The sequence below is a fragment of the Pseudomonas sp. CVAP#3 genome, assembly GCF_018986375.1.
GTDB lineage: Bacteria > Pseudomonadota > Gammaproteobacteria > Pseudomonadales > Pseudomonadaceae > Aquipseudomonas > Aquipseudomonas helvetica.
The window spans coordinates 149765-165257 of sequence record NZ_JAHMSC010000003.1; the positions used below are offsets into that span (position 1 = coordinate 149765).

The 15493-nt window shown below is 59.7% G+C and carries 16 protein-coding genes; 8 read left to right on the top strand and 8 right to left on the bottom strand.

All coding sequences use genetic code 11. The annotated features are described in order from the left end of the window. Nucleotides 1-77 precede the first annotated feature (77 nt). Nucleotides 78-1640 (bottom strand): sigma-54-dependent transcriptional regulator, encoded by a 1563-nt coding sequence (locus KRR23_RS06855; RefSeq protein ID WP_216741886.1) that lies wholly within the window; start codon nucleotides 1638-1640, stop codon nucleotides 78-80. Nucleotides 1641-1921: 281 nt separating this feature from the next. Between KRR23_RS06855 and phhA the strand changes: the two genes are divergently transcribed. The 6 genes from phhA to KRR23_RS06880 all read left to right on the top strand — a co-directional run bounded on the left by phhA (nucleotide 1922) and on the right by KRR23_RS06880 (nucleotide 6348). Further along, the gene (gene phhA, locus KRR23_RS06860; RefSeq protein WP_216741887.1) at nucleotides 1922-2713 is read left to right on the top strand and encodes a phenylalanine 4-monooxygenase; all 792 of its coding nucleotides are present in this window, start codon (nucleotides 1922-1924) and stop codon (nucleotides 2711-2713) included. A 69-nt stretch (nucleotides 2714-2782) separates the two neighbouring features. Next, the gene (locus tag KRR23_RS06865) at nucleotides 2783-3139 is read left to right on the top strand and encodes a 4a-hydroxytetrahydrobiopterin dehydratase (RefSeq protein WP_019692410.1); all 357 of its coding nucleotides are present in this window, start codon (nucleotides 2783-2785) and stop codon (nucleotides 3137-3139) included. Next, nucleotides 3136-4332, top strand: coding sequence for an amino acid aminotransferase (locus KRR23_RS06870; RefSeq protein ID WP_216742118.1), 1197 nt, complete (start codon nucleotides 3136-3138; stop codon nucleotides 4330-4332). The genes KRR23_RS06865 and KRR23_RS06870 overlap by 4 nt, the downstream gene beginning before the upstream one ends. A 312-nt stretch (nucleotides 4333-4644) precedes the next feature. After that, complete coding sequence (locus tag KRR23_RS29285; protein ID WP_256676601.1) at nucleotides 4645-4776, top strand: hypothetical protein; 132 nt, start codon at nucleotides 4645-4647, stop codon at nucleotides 4774-4776. Between the two features lie 74 nt (nucleotides 4777-4850). Continuing rightward, nucleotides 4851-5033: a hypothetical protein gene (locus tag KRR23_RS06875; RefSeq protein ID WP_019692413.1), complete on the top strand. Its 183-nt coding sequence runs from the start codon at nucleotides 4851-4853 to the stop codon at nucleotides 5031-5033. A gap of 115 nt (nucleotides 5034-5148) precedes the next feature. Continuing rightward, the gene (locus tag KRR23_RS06880) at nucleotides 5149-6348 is read left to right on the top strand and encodes an MFS transporter (protein ID WP_216741888.1); all 1200 of its coding nucleotides are present in this window, start codon (nucleotides 5149-5151) and stop codon (nucleotides 6346-6348) included. On the opposite strand, the gene arfB is transcribed toward KRR23_RS06880, so the two are convergent. After that, a complete protein-coding gene (gene arfB, locus KRR23_RS06885) occupies nucleotides 6345-6758 on the bottom strand; it encodes an alternative ribosome rescue aminoacyl-tRNA hydrolase ArfB (protein ID WP_019692415.1) in 414 nt (137 codons plus the stop codon). The two genes, KRR23_RS06880 and arfB, sit on opposite strands and share 4 nt — an antisense overlap. A 144-nt stretch (nucleotides 6759-6902) precedes the next feature. Beyond that, nucleotides 6903-8324 carry an amino acid permease gene (locus tag KRR23_RS06890; protein ID WP_216741889.1) on the bottom strand — a complete coding sequence of 474 codons (1422 nt, stop codon included), beginning with the start codon at nucleotides 8322-8324 and terminating at the stop codon, nucleotides 6903-6905. 949 nt (nucleotides 8325-9273) lie between these two features. On the opposite strand from KRR23_RS06890, the gene KRR23_RS06895 reads away from it, so the two are divergent. Together KRR23_RS06895 and KRR23_RS06900 are read left to right on the top strand one after the other, a co-directional pair. Next, entirely contained in the window at nucleotides 9274-9411 is a 138-nt protein-coding gene (locus KRR23_RS06895) for a hypothetical protein (protein ID WP_054596264.1), read from the top strand. A 67-nt stretch (nucleotides 9412-9478) separates the two neighbouring features. Further along, nucleotides 9479-10441, top strand: a complete 963-nt coding sequence (locus tag KRR23_RS06900) for a leucyl aminopeptidase (RefSeq protein WP_216741890.1) — start codon at nucleotides 9479-9481, stop codon at nucleotides 10439-10441. Between the two features lie 175 nt (nucleotides 10442-10616). Here the strand turns inward: KRR23_RS06900 and rluB are convergent, their stop codons facing one another. The 5 genes from rluB to KRR23_RS06925 all read right to left on the bottom strand — a co-directional run bounded on the left by rluB (nucleotide 10617) and on the right by KRR23_RS06925 (nucleotide 15423). Beyond that, entirely contained in the window at nucleotides 10617-11900 is a 1284-nt protein-coding gene (gene rluB / locus KRR23_RS06905; protein ID WP_216742119.1) for a 23S rRNA pseudouridine(2605) synthase RluB, read from the bottom strand. 192 nt (nucleotides 11901-12092) lie between these two features. Further along, nucleotides 12093-13085 carry an SMC-Scp complex subunit ScpB gene (gene scpB / locus KRR23_RS06910; RefSeq protein WP_216741891.1) on the bottom strand — a complete coding sequence of 331 codons (993 nt, stop codon included), beginning with the start codon at nucleotides 13083-13085 and terminating at the stop codon, nucleotides 12093-12095. 12 nt (nucleotides 13086-13097) lie between these two features. Then, on the bottom strand, nucleotides 13098-13796 hold the full coding sequence (locus KRR23_RS06915) for a ScpA family protein (protein ID WP_173859978.1): 699 nt from the start codon (nucleotides 13794-13796) through the stop codon (nucleotides 13098-13100). Nucleotides 13797-13916: 120 nt separating this feature from the next. Beyond that, the gene (locus tag KRR23_RS06920; RefSeq protein WP_103315681.1) at nucleotides 13917-14546 is read right to left on the bottom strand and encodes an L-threonylcarbamoyladenylate synthase; all 630 of its coding nucleotides are present in this window, start codon (nucleotides 14544-14546) and stop codon (nucleotides 13917-13919) included. Nucleotides 14547-14559: 13 nt separating this feature from the next. Then, entirely contained in the window at nucleotides 14560-15423 is an 864-nt protein-coding gene (locus KRR23_RS06925) for a PHP domain-containing protein (protein WP_123583958.1), read from the bottom strand. Nucleotides 15424-15493 lie beyond the last annotated feature (70 nt).

Consider the following 15493-nt stretch of genomic DNA (forward strand, 5'->3'; position numbering starts at 1 on the left):
AGCCGACGGAAGTTGCGACCGCTTCGCGCCCGAGCGGGAGCAAGCTCCCTCGCCACAAAGAGCCCGTCCACCACAGGTTATGCGCCCGGCTCTTTACCGACTTCGTATTCACGCAGTTTGTTGGCGATGGTGGTATGAGAAACCCCGAGGCGCTTGCCCAACAGGCGACTGCTCGGGTACTCGGAATACAGCCGCTCCAGCACCGCCTTTTCGAAACGCCCGACAATCTCATCCAGCCCGCCTTCCAGCGAGAAATCCCCCAGAGGCTGGCGCACGCCGTAATCCGGCAGGCGAATATGCTCCGCCTTGACCGTGCCGCCGTCACACAGCGAAACCGCCTGAAACAGCACGTTCTCCAACTGCCGGACATTGCCCGGCCAGTGGTAATGGCTGAGCCGCTCCATCGCCGCCCGCGCCAGCTTCGGTAGCGGACAACCAATCTGCCGACTGGCCTGATCGAGGAAGTGCTCGACCAGTGGCGTCAGACCGTCGAGGCATTCACGCAGCGGCGGGATGTGCAGCGAAAGCACATTCAATCGATGGTAAAGATCCTGACGGAATTCGCCGCTGGCACACAGCTCGGACAAATCGACCTGAGTGGCGCAGATCACCCGCACATCCAGGTAAACCTCTTCATCGCTACCGACCCGGCGGAAGCAACCGTCCTGCAAAAACCGCAGCAGTTTCACCTGCAAGCGCGGGCTCATTTCCCCCACACCATCGAGAAACAACGTACCGCCCGCCGTCAGCTCCAACAGCCCGAGCTTGCCTTCCGCCCGCGCCCCTTCAAACGCACCCGGGCCGTAACCGAACAACTCGGTCTCGGCCATCGACTCCGGCAGCCCGGCGCAATTGAGCGCCATCAACGGCGACTGCCCACGCGGACTGGCCAGATGGCAGGCGCGCGCCAACAGTTCTTTACCGGTTCCGGTCTCGCCCTCGATCAGCAGCGGCGCATCCAGTGGCGCCATGCGTCGCGCTTCACGCACCACCGCGGCCATGACTTTAGAGCTCTGGAAGATGCTGTCGAAGCCACGCAACTCCTGCTTGCGCACGTTGTAGATGCGCTCACCGACCCGATCCGCCCGGTGCAACGTCAATACGGCACCAGCCATGGCCTCGCTGTCGTCATGCTCCGATTGCAGCGGCGCAATATCAGCGAGGAATACGTCGCCCTTGACCTTGACCCGCAAGCCGTTGATCCGCGACTTGTTGGCGCGCACCAGCTCCGGCAGATCGAAGTCTTCGGCATAGCGCGACAAGGGAATGCCCGGCACCTCGTCCACCCGCACACCGAGCAACTGCGCGGCCGCGCGGTTGGCCGCAACAATCGAGCCGCCCATATCAATCGACAGCACCGGAAACTCCAGCGCGCCGAGCAAGGCATTCAGCTCCATGTGCCGACGCTCGCTGGGCATCAGCCCTACGCGCTTGACGCCGAACACACCGGTGATGGCCTCGAACTTCGGACGCAGTGCCTGGAACTGAAGGTTGATCAGGTTCGGGCAATGCAGATAGATCGCGTTGCCATGCTCGCCGCCGACCTCACCCCGGGCGACGTTGATCCCGTACTCCACCAGCAGGTTGAGAATGTCGCGCAGGATACCGATGCGGTTCTGGCAGTGGACTTTGATACGCATATAAAGGCCTGAACGATGGTAAATGAGGCGCATGGCGAGGATTTTTCTGCCGAGGCGCGAAGTTTGTTGTCAAGATTATGTGACAGCTCAGGGCCTTTTAAAACCCGAAAATCTCAATACCTACGCGACAGCCGCCCATCCGTAACGAATACTTTACGAAAATCAGGGAATTCTCCTACGCGCAACGCTCAAACCCTGCTGCAAGGTCGCACACTTCGGGTTATCTCTAGGTCCATAGGCAACAGACATAACAAGAACGTATCCCTTTGCAGGAGAGCAGCATGAAGCAGACGCAATACGTGGCCCGCGAGCCCGATGCGCAAGGTTTTATTCACTACACCGCTGAAGAACACGCGGTGTGGAATACGCTGATCACTCGCCAGCTGAAAGTGCTCGAGGGTCGTGCGTGCCAGGAATACACGGACGGCATCGAAAAGCTCGGCCTGCCCCATGACCGCATTCCGCAACTCGACGAAATCAACAAAGTCCTCGGCGAGACCACCGGCTGGCAAGTCGCCCGGGTGCCGGCGCTGATTCCGTTCCAGACTTTCTTTGAATTGCTGGCCAACAAGCAGTTTCCGGTCGCGACCTTTATTCGTACTCGCGAAGAACTGGATTACCTGCAAGAGCCGGACATTTTCCACGAGATCTTTGGTCACTGCCCGCTGCTGACCAACCCCTGGTTCGCCGAATTCACCCACACCTACGGCAAACTCGGCCTACAGGCTTCCAAGGAAGAACGCGTTTATCTGGCGCGCCTGTACTGGATGACCATCGAGTTTGGCCTGGTCGACACCCCGCAAGGCAAACGCATCTACGGCGGCGGCATCCTCTCCTCGCCGAAAGAAACCGTGTACAGCCTGTCTGGCGAACCGGAGCATCAAGCCTTTGATCCGCTGGAAGCGATGCGCACGCCGTATCGCATCGACATCCTGCAACCGCTGTACTTTGTCCTGCCCAACCTCAAGCGCCTGTTCGATCTGGCCCACGAGGACATCATGGGCATGGTCCAGCAAGGCATGCAGCTGGGTCTGCACGCACCGAAGTTTCCGCCTAAACCCAAGGCGGCCTGAGAACGCCGCAGTCGCGGCGCCCCTCGAAAAATAGTAACGTCTAACAAGAACCGAATTCAGGAATACACCATGAACGCTCTGAACCAAGCCCATTGCGAAGCCTGCCGTGCCGATGCTCCACAAGTCAGCGACGAAGAACTGCCGGTACTGATCAAGCAGATCCCTGACTGGAACATCGAAGTTCGCGATGGCGTGATGCAGCTGGAAAAAGTCTTCCTGTTCAAAAATTTCAAATTCGCCCTGGCCTTTACCAACGCCGTGGGTGAAATCTCCGAGGCCGAAGGTCACCACCCAGGCCTGCTCACCGAGTGGGGCAAAGTCACCGTGACCTGGTGGAGCCACTCGATCAAGGGCCTGCACCGCAACGACTTCATCATGGCCGCACGCACTGACGAAGTGGCCAAAGACGCCGAGGGCCGCAAATAATGCATTTCGACGCCATCGGCCGAGTACCCGGCGATCCGATCCTCGGCCTGATGGAGGCCTATGCGCAGGACAGCAATCCAAGCAAGTTCGACCTTGGCGTGGGCGTCTACAAGGATGCCCAGGGCCTGACCCCGATTCCGCAGTCGGTGAAACTCGCCGAATTGCGGCTGGTCGATCGGCAGACCACCAAGACCTACATCGGCGGTCACGGCGATGCGGCATTCGGCAAAGTGATCAATGAGCTGGTGCTCGGCGCCGACTCCGCACTGATCGCCGAGCAGCGCGCCGGCGCCACCCAGACTCCGGGCGGCACTGGTGCCTTGCGCTTGAGCGCCGACTTCATTGCGCATTGCCTGCCGGGGCGTGGCATCTGGCTGAGCAACCCGACGTGGCCGATTCACGAAACCATCTACGCCACTGCCGGCCTCAAGGTCAGCCACTACCCGTACGTGGGCAGCGACAATCGCCTCGATGTCGAAGCGATGCTGGCGACCCTGAACCTGATTCCCAAGGGCGATGTGGTGCTGCTGCACGCCTGCTGCCATAACCCGACCGGTTTCGACCTGTCCCACGATGACTGGCGCCGAGTGCTGGAGGTGGTTCGCAGCCGCGAACTGCTGCCACTGATCGACTTCGCTTATCAGGGTTTTGGCGACGGTCTGGAGCAGGACGCCTGGGCCGTGCGGTTGTTTGCCGCTGAGCTGCCCGAACTGCTGATCACCAGTTCCTGCTCGAAAAACTTCGGCCTGTACCGCGACCGCACCGGTGCGCTGATCGTCTGCGCGAAGGATGCCGAAAAGCTGGTGGATATCCGCAGCCAGTTGGCCAACATCGCCCGCAACCTGTGGTCGACACCACCGGATCACGGCGCCGCCGTGGTGGCAACCATCCTTGGCGACCCGGAGCTGAAACAGCTGTGGGCCGATGAAGTGGAAGCCATGCGTTTGCGCATCGCGCAGTTGCGCTCGGGCCTGGTGGAAGCACTGGAGCCACACGGTTTGGGCGAACGCTTCGCGCATATCGGCGTGCAACGCGGGATGTTTTCCTACACCGGTTTGACGCCGGCTCAGGTGAAAAACCTGCGCGACCACCACAGCGTGTACATGGTCAGCTCCGGTCGCGCCAACGTCGCCGGGATTGATGCCACACGTCTGGATTTGCTGGCGCAAGCTATCGCCGACGTCTGTAAGTAACCAGATGGAATGAGCTTCTTCCTGTGGCGAGGGAGCTTGCTCCCGCTCGAGCACGCAGTGCTCGCAAAGCCTGCACTCGAGTTCTGACTGAACGAACTCAATGCTCAGCTTTTGGGGCTGCTCCGCAGCCCAGCGGGAGCAAGCTCCCTCGCCACAAATGCTTCACGGCGCGAATACCGGCTGCGGCCATCCGTCGCAACAAAGGGAGATAAAAGTCTTTTTGTCATCTCCCCTGCTGTATCCTGCCGAGGCTTTTTAAAAGCGCGGATCTACACAGCGATTTAAAAACAGACCTTGCGAGGAGCAACCAACATGCACGAGATTCCTAATCTCCCCTTCCCAAGCCTGCACGAAACTGCGCAGACAACCCCGCAACAAGCCGGTGCCCAACAGCCCGAGCCGAAAGAAGCCACTGGCAGCCGCAAGGCCGACAGCGAAGACTGAAAAAGCACTACCCAGACCGTGTGGAAAGCGCTAACTCATGCGCTTTCCACACAGCCTGAACCAAGGACCCGCACATGAGCGACACCTTCACCGAAAGCCAGGCCAGCGTACTGATCGGCACTGCCGAAAAGATGATCGATGTCTGGAACCGCCTGACACCCGAGAAGCAAGCCCTGCTCCTGACCCGCTTCGGCAGCCAGGAAAACGCCCTCGCCGCACTGGTAACCACGCAACTGGTCGCACCCGCCAAATCCTGATTCCGGCCAGGCAACACAACGGCCGACACCTGACGCCAATTTCTCCCCCTCTGCGCATCCAACCACCGGTATCATAAGCAGCCTATCTATCCTGCTGTCCCGTGGACCTTTTCCCATGCCAGATCCCCAGCGCCCCATGGCGGTCACGCTGCAAGTCGTTTCCATCGTCCTGTTTACCTTCATCGGCTATCTGAATATCGGCATCCCCTTGGCCGTGTTGCCGGGTTATGTGCACAGCGACCTGGGTTTTGGCGCGGTGATCGCGGGACTGGTGATCAGTGTGCAATACCTCGCCACCCTGCTCAGCCGCCCGTACGCAGGAAGGATCATCGACAACCAGGGAAGCAAACGCGCGGTAATGATCGGCCTGGCCGGGTGCGGCTTGAGCGGCGTGTTTATGCTGCTGTCGGCCTGGACGCAGAGTTTGCCGACCTTGAGCCTGATCAGCTTGCTGATCGGCAGACTGGTACTGGGCAGCGCCGAAAGCCTGGTCGGTTCGGGATCGATTGGCTGGGGCATCGGCCGGGTCGGCGCAGCGAATACCGCCAAGGTCATCTCCTGGAACGGCATCGCCAGTTACGGCGCACTGGCCGTCGGCGCACCGCTCGGCGTGCTGCTGGTTCATCACTTGGGGCTGTGGAGCATGGGCGTGAGCATTCTGTTGCTGGCAGCGCTGGGGCTGCTGTTGGCCTGGCCGAAAACCGCGGCGCCGATCGTTGCCGGCGAACGCCTGCCGTTCATGCATGTCCTGGGACGGGTGCTGCCCCACGGTTGCGGGCTGGCGCTGGGCTCGATCGGCTTCGGCACCATCGCCACCTTCATCACCCTGTATTACGCCACCCGACACTGGGACAACGCCGTGCTCTGCCTGAGCCTGTTCGGCGCCTGCTTCATTGGCGCGCGCCTGTTGTTCGGTAACCTGATCAATCGCCTCGGCGGTTTTCGCGTGGCAATTGCCTGCCTGTCGGTCGAAACCCTTGGCCTGTTGCTCTTGTGGCTGGCCCCGGACGCACACTGGGCACTGGCGGGCGCGGCGTTAAGCGGGTTCGGCTTCTCGCTGGTGTTCCCGGCGCTGGGGGTGGAAGCGGTGAATCTGGTGCCCGCCTCCAGCCGTGGTGCGGCAGTCGGCGCTTACTCGCTGTTTATCGACTTATCACTGGGGATCACCGGGCCGCTGGCGGGTGCCATCGCGGCCGGATTCGGCTTCGCCTCGATCTTCCTGTTCGCTGCCCTCGCCGCCTTGAGCGGTTTGATGCTCAGCTTCTACTTGTATCGACAGTCACCAAAGTATCGTGAAGAACGCGAAGCGCACTAGAAGTCGACTTTACCGCGCCCGGCCTTGATCGAGCCGCGCTTGGTTTTTGACTCCAGCCGACGCTTCTTCGAGCCCAGGGTCGGCTTGGTCGGACGACGTTTTTTTTCAACCTTGGTGGCGCTGAGGATCAACTCGGTCAGACGCGCCAGCGCATCGGCGCGGTTGGCTTCCTGCGTGCGGTATTGCTGGGCCTTGATGATGATCACACCGTCGCTGGTGATCCGACTGTCACGCAGCGCCAGCAAGCGTTCCTTGTAGAACTCCGGCAAAGATGACGCCGGAATATCAAAGCGCAGGTGCACCGCGCTGGAGACCTTGTTGACGTTCTGCCCACCCGCGCCTTGCGCACGAATGGCGGTCAATTCGATCTCGGCATCCGGCAGATGCACGTTGTTGGAAATCACCAGCATGGAAAAGCGTGTCCGCGTTAGGAGTGCATCAGGATACCCGAATAGCCTGAAGGAGATTACAGGCTCGTTCCCACAGAGTTTTGTATGAACCCTGAAAACAACAAACCCGGCACATGGCCGGGTTTGTCGTTTCTGCTTTCTACGTTACTTCACTGCAGAAGCCGCAGCGTTCAACGCGTGCTGAGCGCTGCGTTTGTTCTTGATGTTGTAGCAGGCCCACATGAACAGGACCCACACCGGAATCGCGTACACCGAGATCTGGATCCCTGGGATCATCAGCATGATGCACAGGATGAAGGCCACGAACGCCAGGCAGATATAGTTGCCGTACGGGTACCACAGCGCCTTGAACAACGGCGTTTGTTTGGTGCAGTTCATGTGCTGGCGGAACTTGAAGTGCGAGTAGCTGATCATCGCCCAGTTGATCACCAGCGTTGCAACCACCAGCGACATCAGCAGTTCCAGCGCGTGCTGCGGGATCAGGTAGTTCATCACCACCGCAACGAACGTTACCGCGGCCGAGGCCAGGATCGAACGCACCGGCACGCCGCGCTTGTCGATCTTCGCCAGACCTTTCGGGGCGTCGCCCTGTTCAGCCATGCCCAGCAACATGCGGCTGTTGCAGTAAGTGCCGCTGTTGTACACCGACAGCGCAGCAGTCAGCACCACGAAGTTGAGGATGTGCGCCGCGGTCTTGCTACCCAGCATTGAGAACACCTGAACAAACGGGCTGCCACTATAGGCATCGCCGGACGCATTCAGGCTCACCAGCAAGCTGTCCCACGGAGTCAGCGACAGCAGAACCACCAGTGCGCCGATGTAGAAAATCAGGATCCGGTAGATCACCTGATTAATGGCTTTCGGGATCACGGTTTTCGGCTTGTCGGCTTCTGCTGCGGTGAAACCGAGCATTTCCAGGCCGCCGAAGGAAAACATGATGATCGCCATGGCCATCACCAGACCACTGACGCCATTCGGGAAGAACCCGCCGTGTTCCCACAGGTTGCTCACCGAGGCTTGCGGGCCGCCATGGCCACTGACCAGCAGGTAGCTGCCCAGGGCAATCATGCCGACAATCGCCACGACCTTGATGATCGCAAACCAGAACTCCGCTTCGCCAAAGACTTTGACGTTAGCCAGGTTGATCGCATTGATCATCACGAAGAACACTGCAGCCGAGGCCCAGGTCGGGACATCCGGCCACCAGTAGTGCACATATTTGCCGACCGCCGTCAGCTCCGACATGCCCACCAGGATGTACAGAATCCAGCAGTTCCAGCCCGACAGGAAGCCGGCGAAACCGCCCCAGTACTTGTGCGCAAAGTGGCTGAACGAGCCAGCCACCGGCTCTTCAACAATCATTTCGCCCAGTTGGCGCATGATCATGAAAGCGATGAAGCCACAGATTGCGTAACCGAGAATCATCGATGGGCCGGCCGATTTCAGCACGCCGGCAGAGCCCAGGAACAATCCGGTACCGATCGCGCCACCGAGGGCGATCAGTTGAATATGGCGATTTTTCAGGCCGCGTTGAAGCGTACCGGAATGCGAGTTTTGTCCACTCATGAAAAGGGTCTCACGCAAGGTTTGATAATGTTCGTTAAGACGTTGCCGCTTGGATCAGGATCAAGCAGCGCGGATCAAACCCCAGCGCAGGCACCAGGAGTTCAGCGTTTTTTTACCGGTCATGCGTCACCTGTTTGTTTTTATCTGTGACGAAATCGAACCCGACACGCTTGTGGCGCGGCGGAGTTAACAAAGCGGATAGCCTTGAGTTTGCGCAGTTACGCAGGGAGGTCACAGTTAAAACGCGGCGCATTGTACACCTGTAACCCCCTGCTGCCAGACACCGCTGAATCAGCGTGTCGTTTGCCGGGATTGCCTGTGTCCGCCTCGAGGAGCCCGGGCGGCTGCAAAAAAAGGCTCAGACCTTTGCGGGTCGTTGACGGGGGCGATGGAAAAATCACCCCTCGAAGAGAGATGGAGATGACTCACGGCGTTCATTGCGCCTCCTTCTTGTTATGCACCTGCACGACAGGCATGGGCGCATCTCACCGCTGAAACCGTCCCGAAACAAGCGGACCAGAGCCCTGCAAACCGTATGAACGAGCACCAACCGGAAGCTTTTCCTTACAGCCCTCACTTCAACCCGAATCCATGGCGCAGAACGCGGTTTTTCGTAAAGTCTTCTTTACGAGGCGTAACGTATTTTTTCCATATCAGATCTTTCTGTAGGCTGCCTGCAAATTGACGGTAGCCCCATTCCTACGGACGGGGCCGAGTTAGCATTTTGTTTTTAATTGAAAAAACAGACATCAAAAAACAGAATAAAAATTTCACCAAGGCTGAATTTAAATTTTAAATTGTATTTTAAAAAGCACTGGACTAGGTTTCCAACCACTTGCCAGACCGTGAAGTCCCGCAAGTAAGCGGCAACTTTTTCAGTCGCAATGATTTATTCATGCACTGAAAACAGCACCGTCATTCAACCTTAAAGTCATCTGGGAGATTCACTATGCAAGCAATGAATAAAGACCTGGAAACCGAACTGCAACTGGACGAGTGGTTTGAAGCGCCGACTCATGACGCTGCTGTTGAAATGATGCAAGCCGACGCGGTCGTTCCGTTCGGCACGGCGATGTGGCCTTTGTAAGACATCCAGGCAGGTACGAGCCGGCCGGTCGTACCTGCCACTATTCGCTGACTGTCAGGGAGGATTCATGGATAGACACCGAGCCATTTCGCATTTCCTTTACTACCTCGAACACCACCCTGCCCTCGTTGGCGTACGCCCGGCCAAGGTCTTGCTCGGGCATACGCAACCTTACGAGGCGTTGACCGGCGCGATCATCGAGCAAGCGGCCAACGAGCCATTTCACTTCAGTGCCATGCGCCTGGACCTCGAACCGACCCAAACCCTGGCGCAGGCGATTGCCGACTGCGATCTGTACATTTTCTTCTACGACTCGTCGACCCTGCCCAACCCGCGCCCGGACGGCCCCGACTTTGTTCGAGCCCTGCAAAGCGTCATGGCCGACAACTGGAAAAAGTCGCTGCTGTTCAAGGATTACGGCGATTACTTCTACGATACCTTCAACGTCACACCGCAACGTATCGCCGGGCTCAACAGCCATCTGATCCAGCGTATGTCCCAGGCCACCACCCTGAGCTTCAGTGATCGACATGGCTCTTACTTTGAAACACCGCTGAGCAGCATCAAGAAGTGGACCAATATCAACGGCGTCGGCAACTTCGACCTGGCGCCCGGCGAGATCGCCACCCACAGCGAAGCCATCAATGGCCAGGTCAAGTTCGTCGGTACGTTCCTCGGCACCATTCCCTTCGCCCGCAAATATGGCGTGCTCGAATCGCCGCTGGAGTTGTGGATCGAGAACTCGACCATCAGCCGAATCGCCACGCAAGTGCCGGGGCTGGAACATGACTTCAACAAATACCTGGATGCCAACCCGTCCAACCGACGCATCGAGGAGTTGGGGATCGGCACCAACGAGGGCGTCAAGGACCTGTATGCGCGCAACGCCGGCTTCGAAGAGCGCCATTGCGGCCTTCACCTGGGATTGGGCGGTGGTGCCAAGGGCAGCCATCACCTGGACCTGATCTTCGCCAGTGGTGTGTTGGCGCTGGATGACAAGCCGGTGTTTGATGGGCGGTTTGTCTTTTAGTTGATCGTTCCCATGCGCAGCAAAGGAATGCAGCCCGTGACGCTCCGCGTCACATACCAAGAGCGGACGCAGAGCGTCCATTGAGGCATTCCCACGCAGAGCATGGGAACGATCAGAGGCAAAAAAAAAAAACGCCAACCCCTAGGGTTGGCGTTTTTTATGGAGCGCTTACCGATTATTCCGGCTTGCGACGACCAAAGCCAGGACGCTGACCAGAACCGGCCGGTGCGCCGCGACGCTTGCCCGATGGCGCATCACGGTCGACCAGGACGATGCCCGGACGCTTTTTCGGCGCAGGCTTGGCCGGGCGCTTGGTGTCGGACGGACGGTCTGCCACTGGCGTACCGCGACCCGACTCACCACGACCTGCCGGCGCACCGCGATCGCTGCGACCACCGGACGGAGCACCGCGGCCTTCGCCACGCTCAGTGCGACCGTTGGCCGGACGCGGAGCGCGTGGACCGCGCTCACCGTCCTGACGTGGCGCAGGCTTGCGGGCTGGACGCTCGCCTTCGATCTGCGGCTCGCGCGCTGGACGCGGGCCAGCAGCCGCTGGAGCACCAGTCGCTGGACGCAGGGTCCGCACGCGCTCGCTCTTGCCGACCGGGCGCGACGACTTGCGCTGCATACGCTCAAGCTTGTCTTTGCTCTTGGCGTTCATTTGCGGCATGGCCACCGGGGTCAAACCGACTTCAGCACTCAGTACGTCGACTTCGTACTGGTTCATTTCGCGCCAGCGGCCCATCGGCAGGTCAGAGTTGAGGAACACCGGACCGAAACGCACGCGCTTCAGACGGCTGACCACCAGCCCCTGGGATTCCCACAGACGTCGAACTTCACGGTTACGACCTTCCATCACCACGCAGTGGTACCAGTGGTTGAAACCTTCGCCACCTGGAGCCTGCTTGATGTCGGTGAACTTCGCCGGGCCATCTTCGAGAACGACGCCAGCCTTCAGGCGCTCGATCATTTCGTCGTCGACTTCACCACGAACACGTACCGCGTACTCGCGGTCCATTTCGTAGGATGGGTGCATCAGGCGGTTGGCCAGTTCACCGTCGGTGGTGAACATCAGCAAACCGGTGGTGTTGATGTCCAGACGACCGATGTTGATCCAGCGGCCTTCTTTGGGTTTCGGCATTTTGTCGAACACGGTCGGACGGCCTTCCGGGTCGTCACGGGTGCAGATTTCGCCGTCGGGTTTGTTGTACATGATCACGCGGCGGACCGATTCGGCCGCTTCTTCACGCTTGATCACCTTGCCATCGATGGTGATGGCGTCGTGCAGGTCGACTCGCAGGCCAAGGGTGGCATCTTTGCCGTTGACCTTGATCCGGCCATGACTGATCCAGGCTTCTACGTCGCGGCGCGAGCCGACGCCGATACGGGCGAGGACTTTCTGCAGTTTTTCGCCTGCTGGGCCGATTTCCTGGTCGTCTTTCTGGTCGTTGATACTCATCTGGGCACCTCCCGGTGTGGTCTGTTCAGGCTTGGCCTGAAGAGTTGAAATCTGGTCTTTGGGCGAAAGGATCGCCGAAGGGTCGCGAATCATACGCGCATGACGCCGCTCGCGCATCAGAGACTAGCGGATAAACGGTCGGTTAATTGTTTTTCCGCTGACCGGTGGTGCGCAAGGATCTTTTGGCACCCCTCAATCCTCAAACTGGCGGCGTTCGTTCTCGATCGCTTCGGCGAGGGCCTGGGCTTCGGCTTCTTCGTCGCTCAGCTCGGGTTCTGGTTTGGGCTGCTCCAGTGCGGCGACGGCGGCGAGGAGTTTCTCGCGAGCTTCGGCAACGCCCAGGACGTCGTCTTCAGCCTCTTCCTCAACTTCTTCAGTTTCGGCCTCGGCTTCGGCCTGGTGCTCGGTCTCTACCGCCACCTCGACAGGCGCATCAACGGGCGACTGAGGCTCGCTGTCGCTGACCGCACCGTCACGCAGCAAATCGTCGAAGTCGGTCTTGATCCCCTCCTCCATCGAGTCCAGTTCCAGCAACAAGGTATGGAAACTGGTTTCGTCCTTCGGTTCTTCCGGCTCGGCGCTGGCATCGGCCAGTTCTTGCAGGCTCTGCGGCACCGGTGCGTCGTCGAACTCGAGCATCGGCTCGGGCTCCAGCTCGCGCAGTTCGGCCAGCGGCGGCAGGTCGTCGAGGTTCTTCAGGTTGAAATGATCGAGGAACGCCTTGGTGGTGGCGAACATCGCCGGCTTGCCTGGTACGTCGCGATAACCAACGATCCTGATCCACTCGCGCTCCAGCAGGGTCTTGACGATGTGGCTGTTGACCGCCACACCGCGCACATCCTCGATCTCGCCGCGGGTGATCGGCTGGCGATAGGCGATCAACGCCATGGTCTCCAGCATCGCTCGGGAATAGCGTTGCGGGCGTTCTTCCCACAGTCGTCCGACCCAAGGCGCGAACTTCTCGCGAATTTGCAGACGATAGCCCGAGGCAACTTCCTTCAGTTCAAAGGCCCGACCGTCGCAGGATTTGGCCAGAATCGCCAAGGCCTTCTTGAAGACCGGCGGCTCCGGGCGCTCGCCCTCTTCGAAGAGTTCGAACAGACGCTCCATCGACTGCGGCTTTCCCGAGGCCAACAGAAAGGCTTCAAGCAGTGGCGCCAGCTCGCGGGGTTCACTCAGATTCATTGATTTTGCTCGTTATTCGGCTCGCGCCCGCACATGGATAGCCGCAAACGGCTCATTCTGCACCAGCTCGACCAAGGATTCCTTGACCAGTTCGAGGATCGCCATGAATGTCACGACCACACCCAGGCGTCCTTCTTCGGCGGTGAACAGCTCGACAAAAGGCACAAAACCGCCGCCCTTGAGCCGTTCCAGCACATCGCTCATGCGCTCGCGCGTTGACAACGCCTCGCGGCTGACCTGATGGCTTTCGAACATATCGCCACGGCGCAGCACCTCGGCCATGGACATCAGCAACTCTTCCAGACTCACGTCCGGCAGCAACTTGCGCGCCATCGCCTGCGGGGCATCGAGCTTGGGCACCACCACATCGCGGCCGACCCGGCTCAGGCCGTCGATGCCTTCAGCCGCGGCCTTGAAGCGTTCGTACTCCTGCAAGCGACGGATCAGCTCGGCACGCGGATCGTCCTCTTCCTCTTCGATCTCGGCCGAGCGCGGCAGCAGCATGCGCGACTTGATCTCGGCGAGCATCGCCGCCATCACCAGATACTCGGCGGCCAGCTCCAGGCGCACCGACTGCATCAACTCGACATAGCCCATGTACTGCCGGGTAATTTCCGCCACCGGAATGTCGAGGATGTTGATGTTCTGCTTGCGGATCAGGTACAGCAGCAAGTCGAGCGGGCCTTCGAAGGCCTCAAGGAAGACTTCCAGCGCGTCCGGCGGAATGTACAGGTCCAGCGGCATTTCCATGACCGCCTGGCCATAGACCATGGCGAACGGCAGCTCTTGCTGTGCCCCGGCCTGGCTATCGACGGGCTCTACTGCGGACATCTAGGCCTCAACCGTAAACGGCGCGGGGTCACCGCAACCGACGCGAATCACTTCTGGCTCGCCGTCAGCCAGGTTGATCACCGTGGAGGCTTTGATACCGCCAAAACCGCCGTCGATGATCAGGTCGACCTGATGCTCAAGCAACTGACGCATTTCATACGGATCGCTCAACGGGTCGGTGTCGCCGGGCATGATCAGGGTTACGCTCATCAGCGGCTCGCCCAGCTCTGCGAGCAGCGCCAGGGCAATCGGATGACTCGGCACCCGCAGACCGATGGTGCGCTTCTTCGGGTGCAGCAGCAGACGCGGCACTTCGCGGGTGGCGTTGAGAATAAACGTGTATGGCCCCGGCAAGTGGGCCTTGAGCAAGCGGAAGGTGCCGGTGTCGATCTTGGCGAACAGCCCCAGCTGTGACAGGTCGCTGCAAATCAGCGCGAAATTGTGCTTTTCATCCAGCTGACGTAGCCGACGCACGCGCTCCACAGCATTCTTGTCACCGATCTGGCAACCAATGGCGTAGGACGAGTCAGTAGGATAAATCACTACCCCGCCATTGCGGATGATCTCGACAGCCTGTTTGATCAGGCGCGCTTGCGGGTTTTCCGGATGAATCTGGAAAAATTGACTCACATTTTCTACCTGTTCAGACGGCAATAATGGCTGGGTCATGTTTGAACCGACACCAAAGTGGTGGCAGGTCCTCCGGGAGTGGGCGGTACTCGCCGATCTCGGACCAGCCTCCGGGTCCATGGAAATCACTGCCGGCACTGACCAGCAGACCGAACTCACGCGCAAGAATAGCCAGGCTGCCGACCTGCTCGGCCGGCTGATGGCCATTGACCACCTCGATTGCGTGGCCGCCTGCTTGAATATAGTCGGCAATCAGACGGCGGCGTTTACTGCGAGTGAAATCATAGTGCCAAGGATGCGCCAGACTCACCCATGCCCCGGCAGCGCGCAGGGTTTCGACGGTTTCTTCCAGGGTCGGCCAGTGCTGCTTGACGTCCCCCAGCTTGCCGGCGCCCAGCCACTTGCGGAAGGCTTCGGCACGGTCCTTGACGAAGCCTGCACGAACCAGATAGTCGGCAAAGTGCGGTCGCGCCGGCGCATTGCCGCTGTCACCGAGCTCCTGCTGGATGGCCCGCGCGCCTTCCAGCGCGCCCGGCATGCCCTTGAGTTCGAGCTTGCGGCTGATTTCTTCGGACCTCAGCCAGCGCCCGTCACGCAATTTGGCAATCGCCTCGACCAGTGCCGGGGCATTGACGTCGAACCCGTAACCGAGCACATGAATGGTCGCGCCCCCCCAGGTGCAGGACAATTCGACGCCGTTGATCAGTTGCATCCCCAACGCAACCGCAGCGCTGCGGGCCTCGTCGAGGCCTTCAAGGGTGTCGTGATCGGTCAAGGCCAGGACTCGCACGCCTTTCTCGAACGCACGCGCAACCAGTACCGCAGGCGCCAGGGCGCCATCGGAGGCCGTGCTATGGCAGTGCAAATCAACATTCACAGGACTGTGTAACCTCAAATCAGCTGGCGCTTTCGCGACTCAATATGTTTGTTATTATGCCGCCACATCC

Coding starts and splice junctions, on each gene's coding strand:
- KRR23_RS06855 (WP_216741886.1), bottom strand. CDS start 1,640: ATGCGTATCAAAGTCCACTGCCAGAACCGCATCGGTATCCTGCGCGAC.
- phhA (WP_216741887.1), top strand. CDS start 1,922: ATGAAGCAGACGCAATACGTGGCCCGCGAGCCCGATGCGCAAGGTTTT.
- KRR23_RS06865 (WP_019692410.1), top strand. CDS start 2,783: ATGAACGCTCTGAACCAAGCCCATTGCGAAGCCTGCCGTGCCGATGCT.
- KRR23_RS29285 (WP_256676601.1), top strand. CDS start 4,645: ATGCACGAGATTCCTAATCTCCCCTTCCCAAGCCTGCACGAAACTGCG.
- KRR23_RS06875 (WP_019692413.1), top strand. CDS start 4,851: ATGAGCGACACCTTCACCGAAAGCCAGGCCAGCGTACTGATCGGCACT.
- KRR23_RS06880 (WP_216741888.1), top strand. CDS start 5,149: ATGCCAGATCCCCAGCGCCCCATGGCGGTCACGCTGCAAGTCGTTTCC.
- arfB (WP_019692415.1), bottom strand. CDS start 6,758: ATGCTGGTGATTTCCAACAACGTGCATCTGCCGGATGCCGAGATCGAA.
- KRR23_RS06890 (WP_216741889.1), bottom strand. CDS start 8,324: ATGAGTGGACAAAACTCGCATTCCGGTACGCTTCAACGCGGCCTGAAA.
- KRR23_RS06895 (WP_054596264.1), top strand. CDS start 9,274: ATGCAAGCAATGAATAAAGACCTGGAAACCGAACTGCAACTGGACGAG.
- KRR23_RS06900 (WP_216741890.1), top strand. CDS start 9,479: ATGGATAGACACCGAGCCATTTCGCATTTCCTTTACTACCTCGAACAC.
- rluB (WP_216742119.1), bottom strand. CDS start 11,900: ATGAGTATCAACGACCAGAAAGACGACCAGGAAATCGGCCCAGCAGGC.
- scpB (WP_216741891.1), bottom strand. CDS start 13,085: ATGAATCTGAGTGAACCCCGCGAGCTGGCGCCACTGCTTGAAGCCTTT.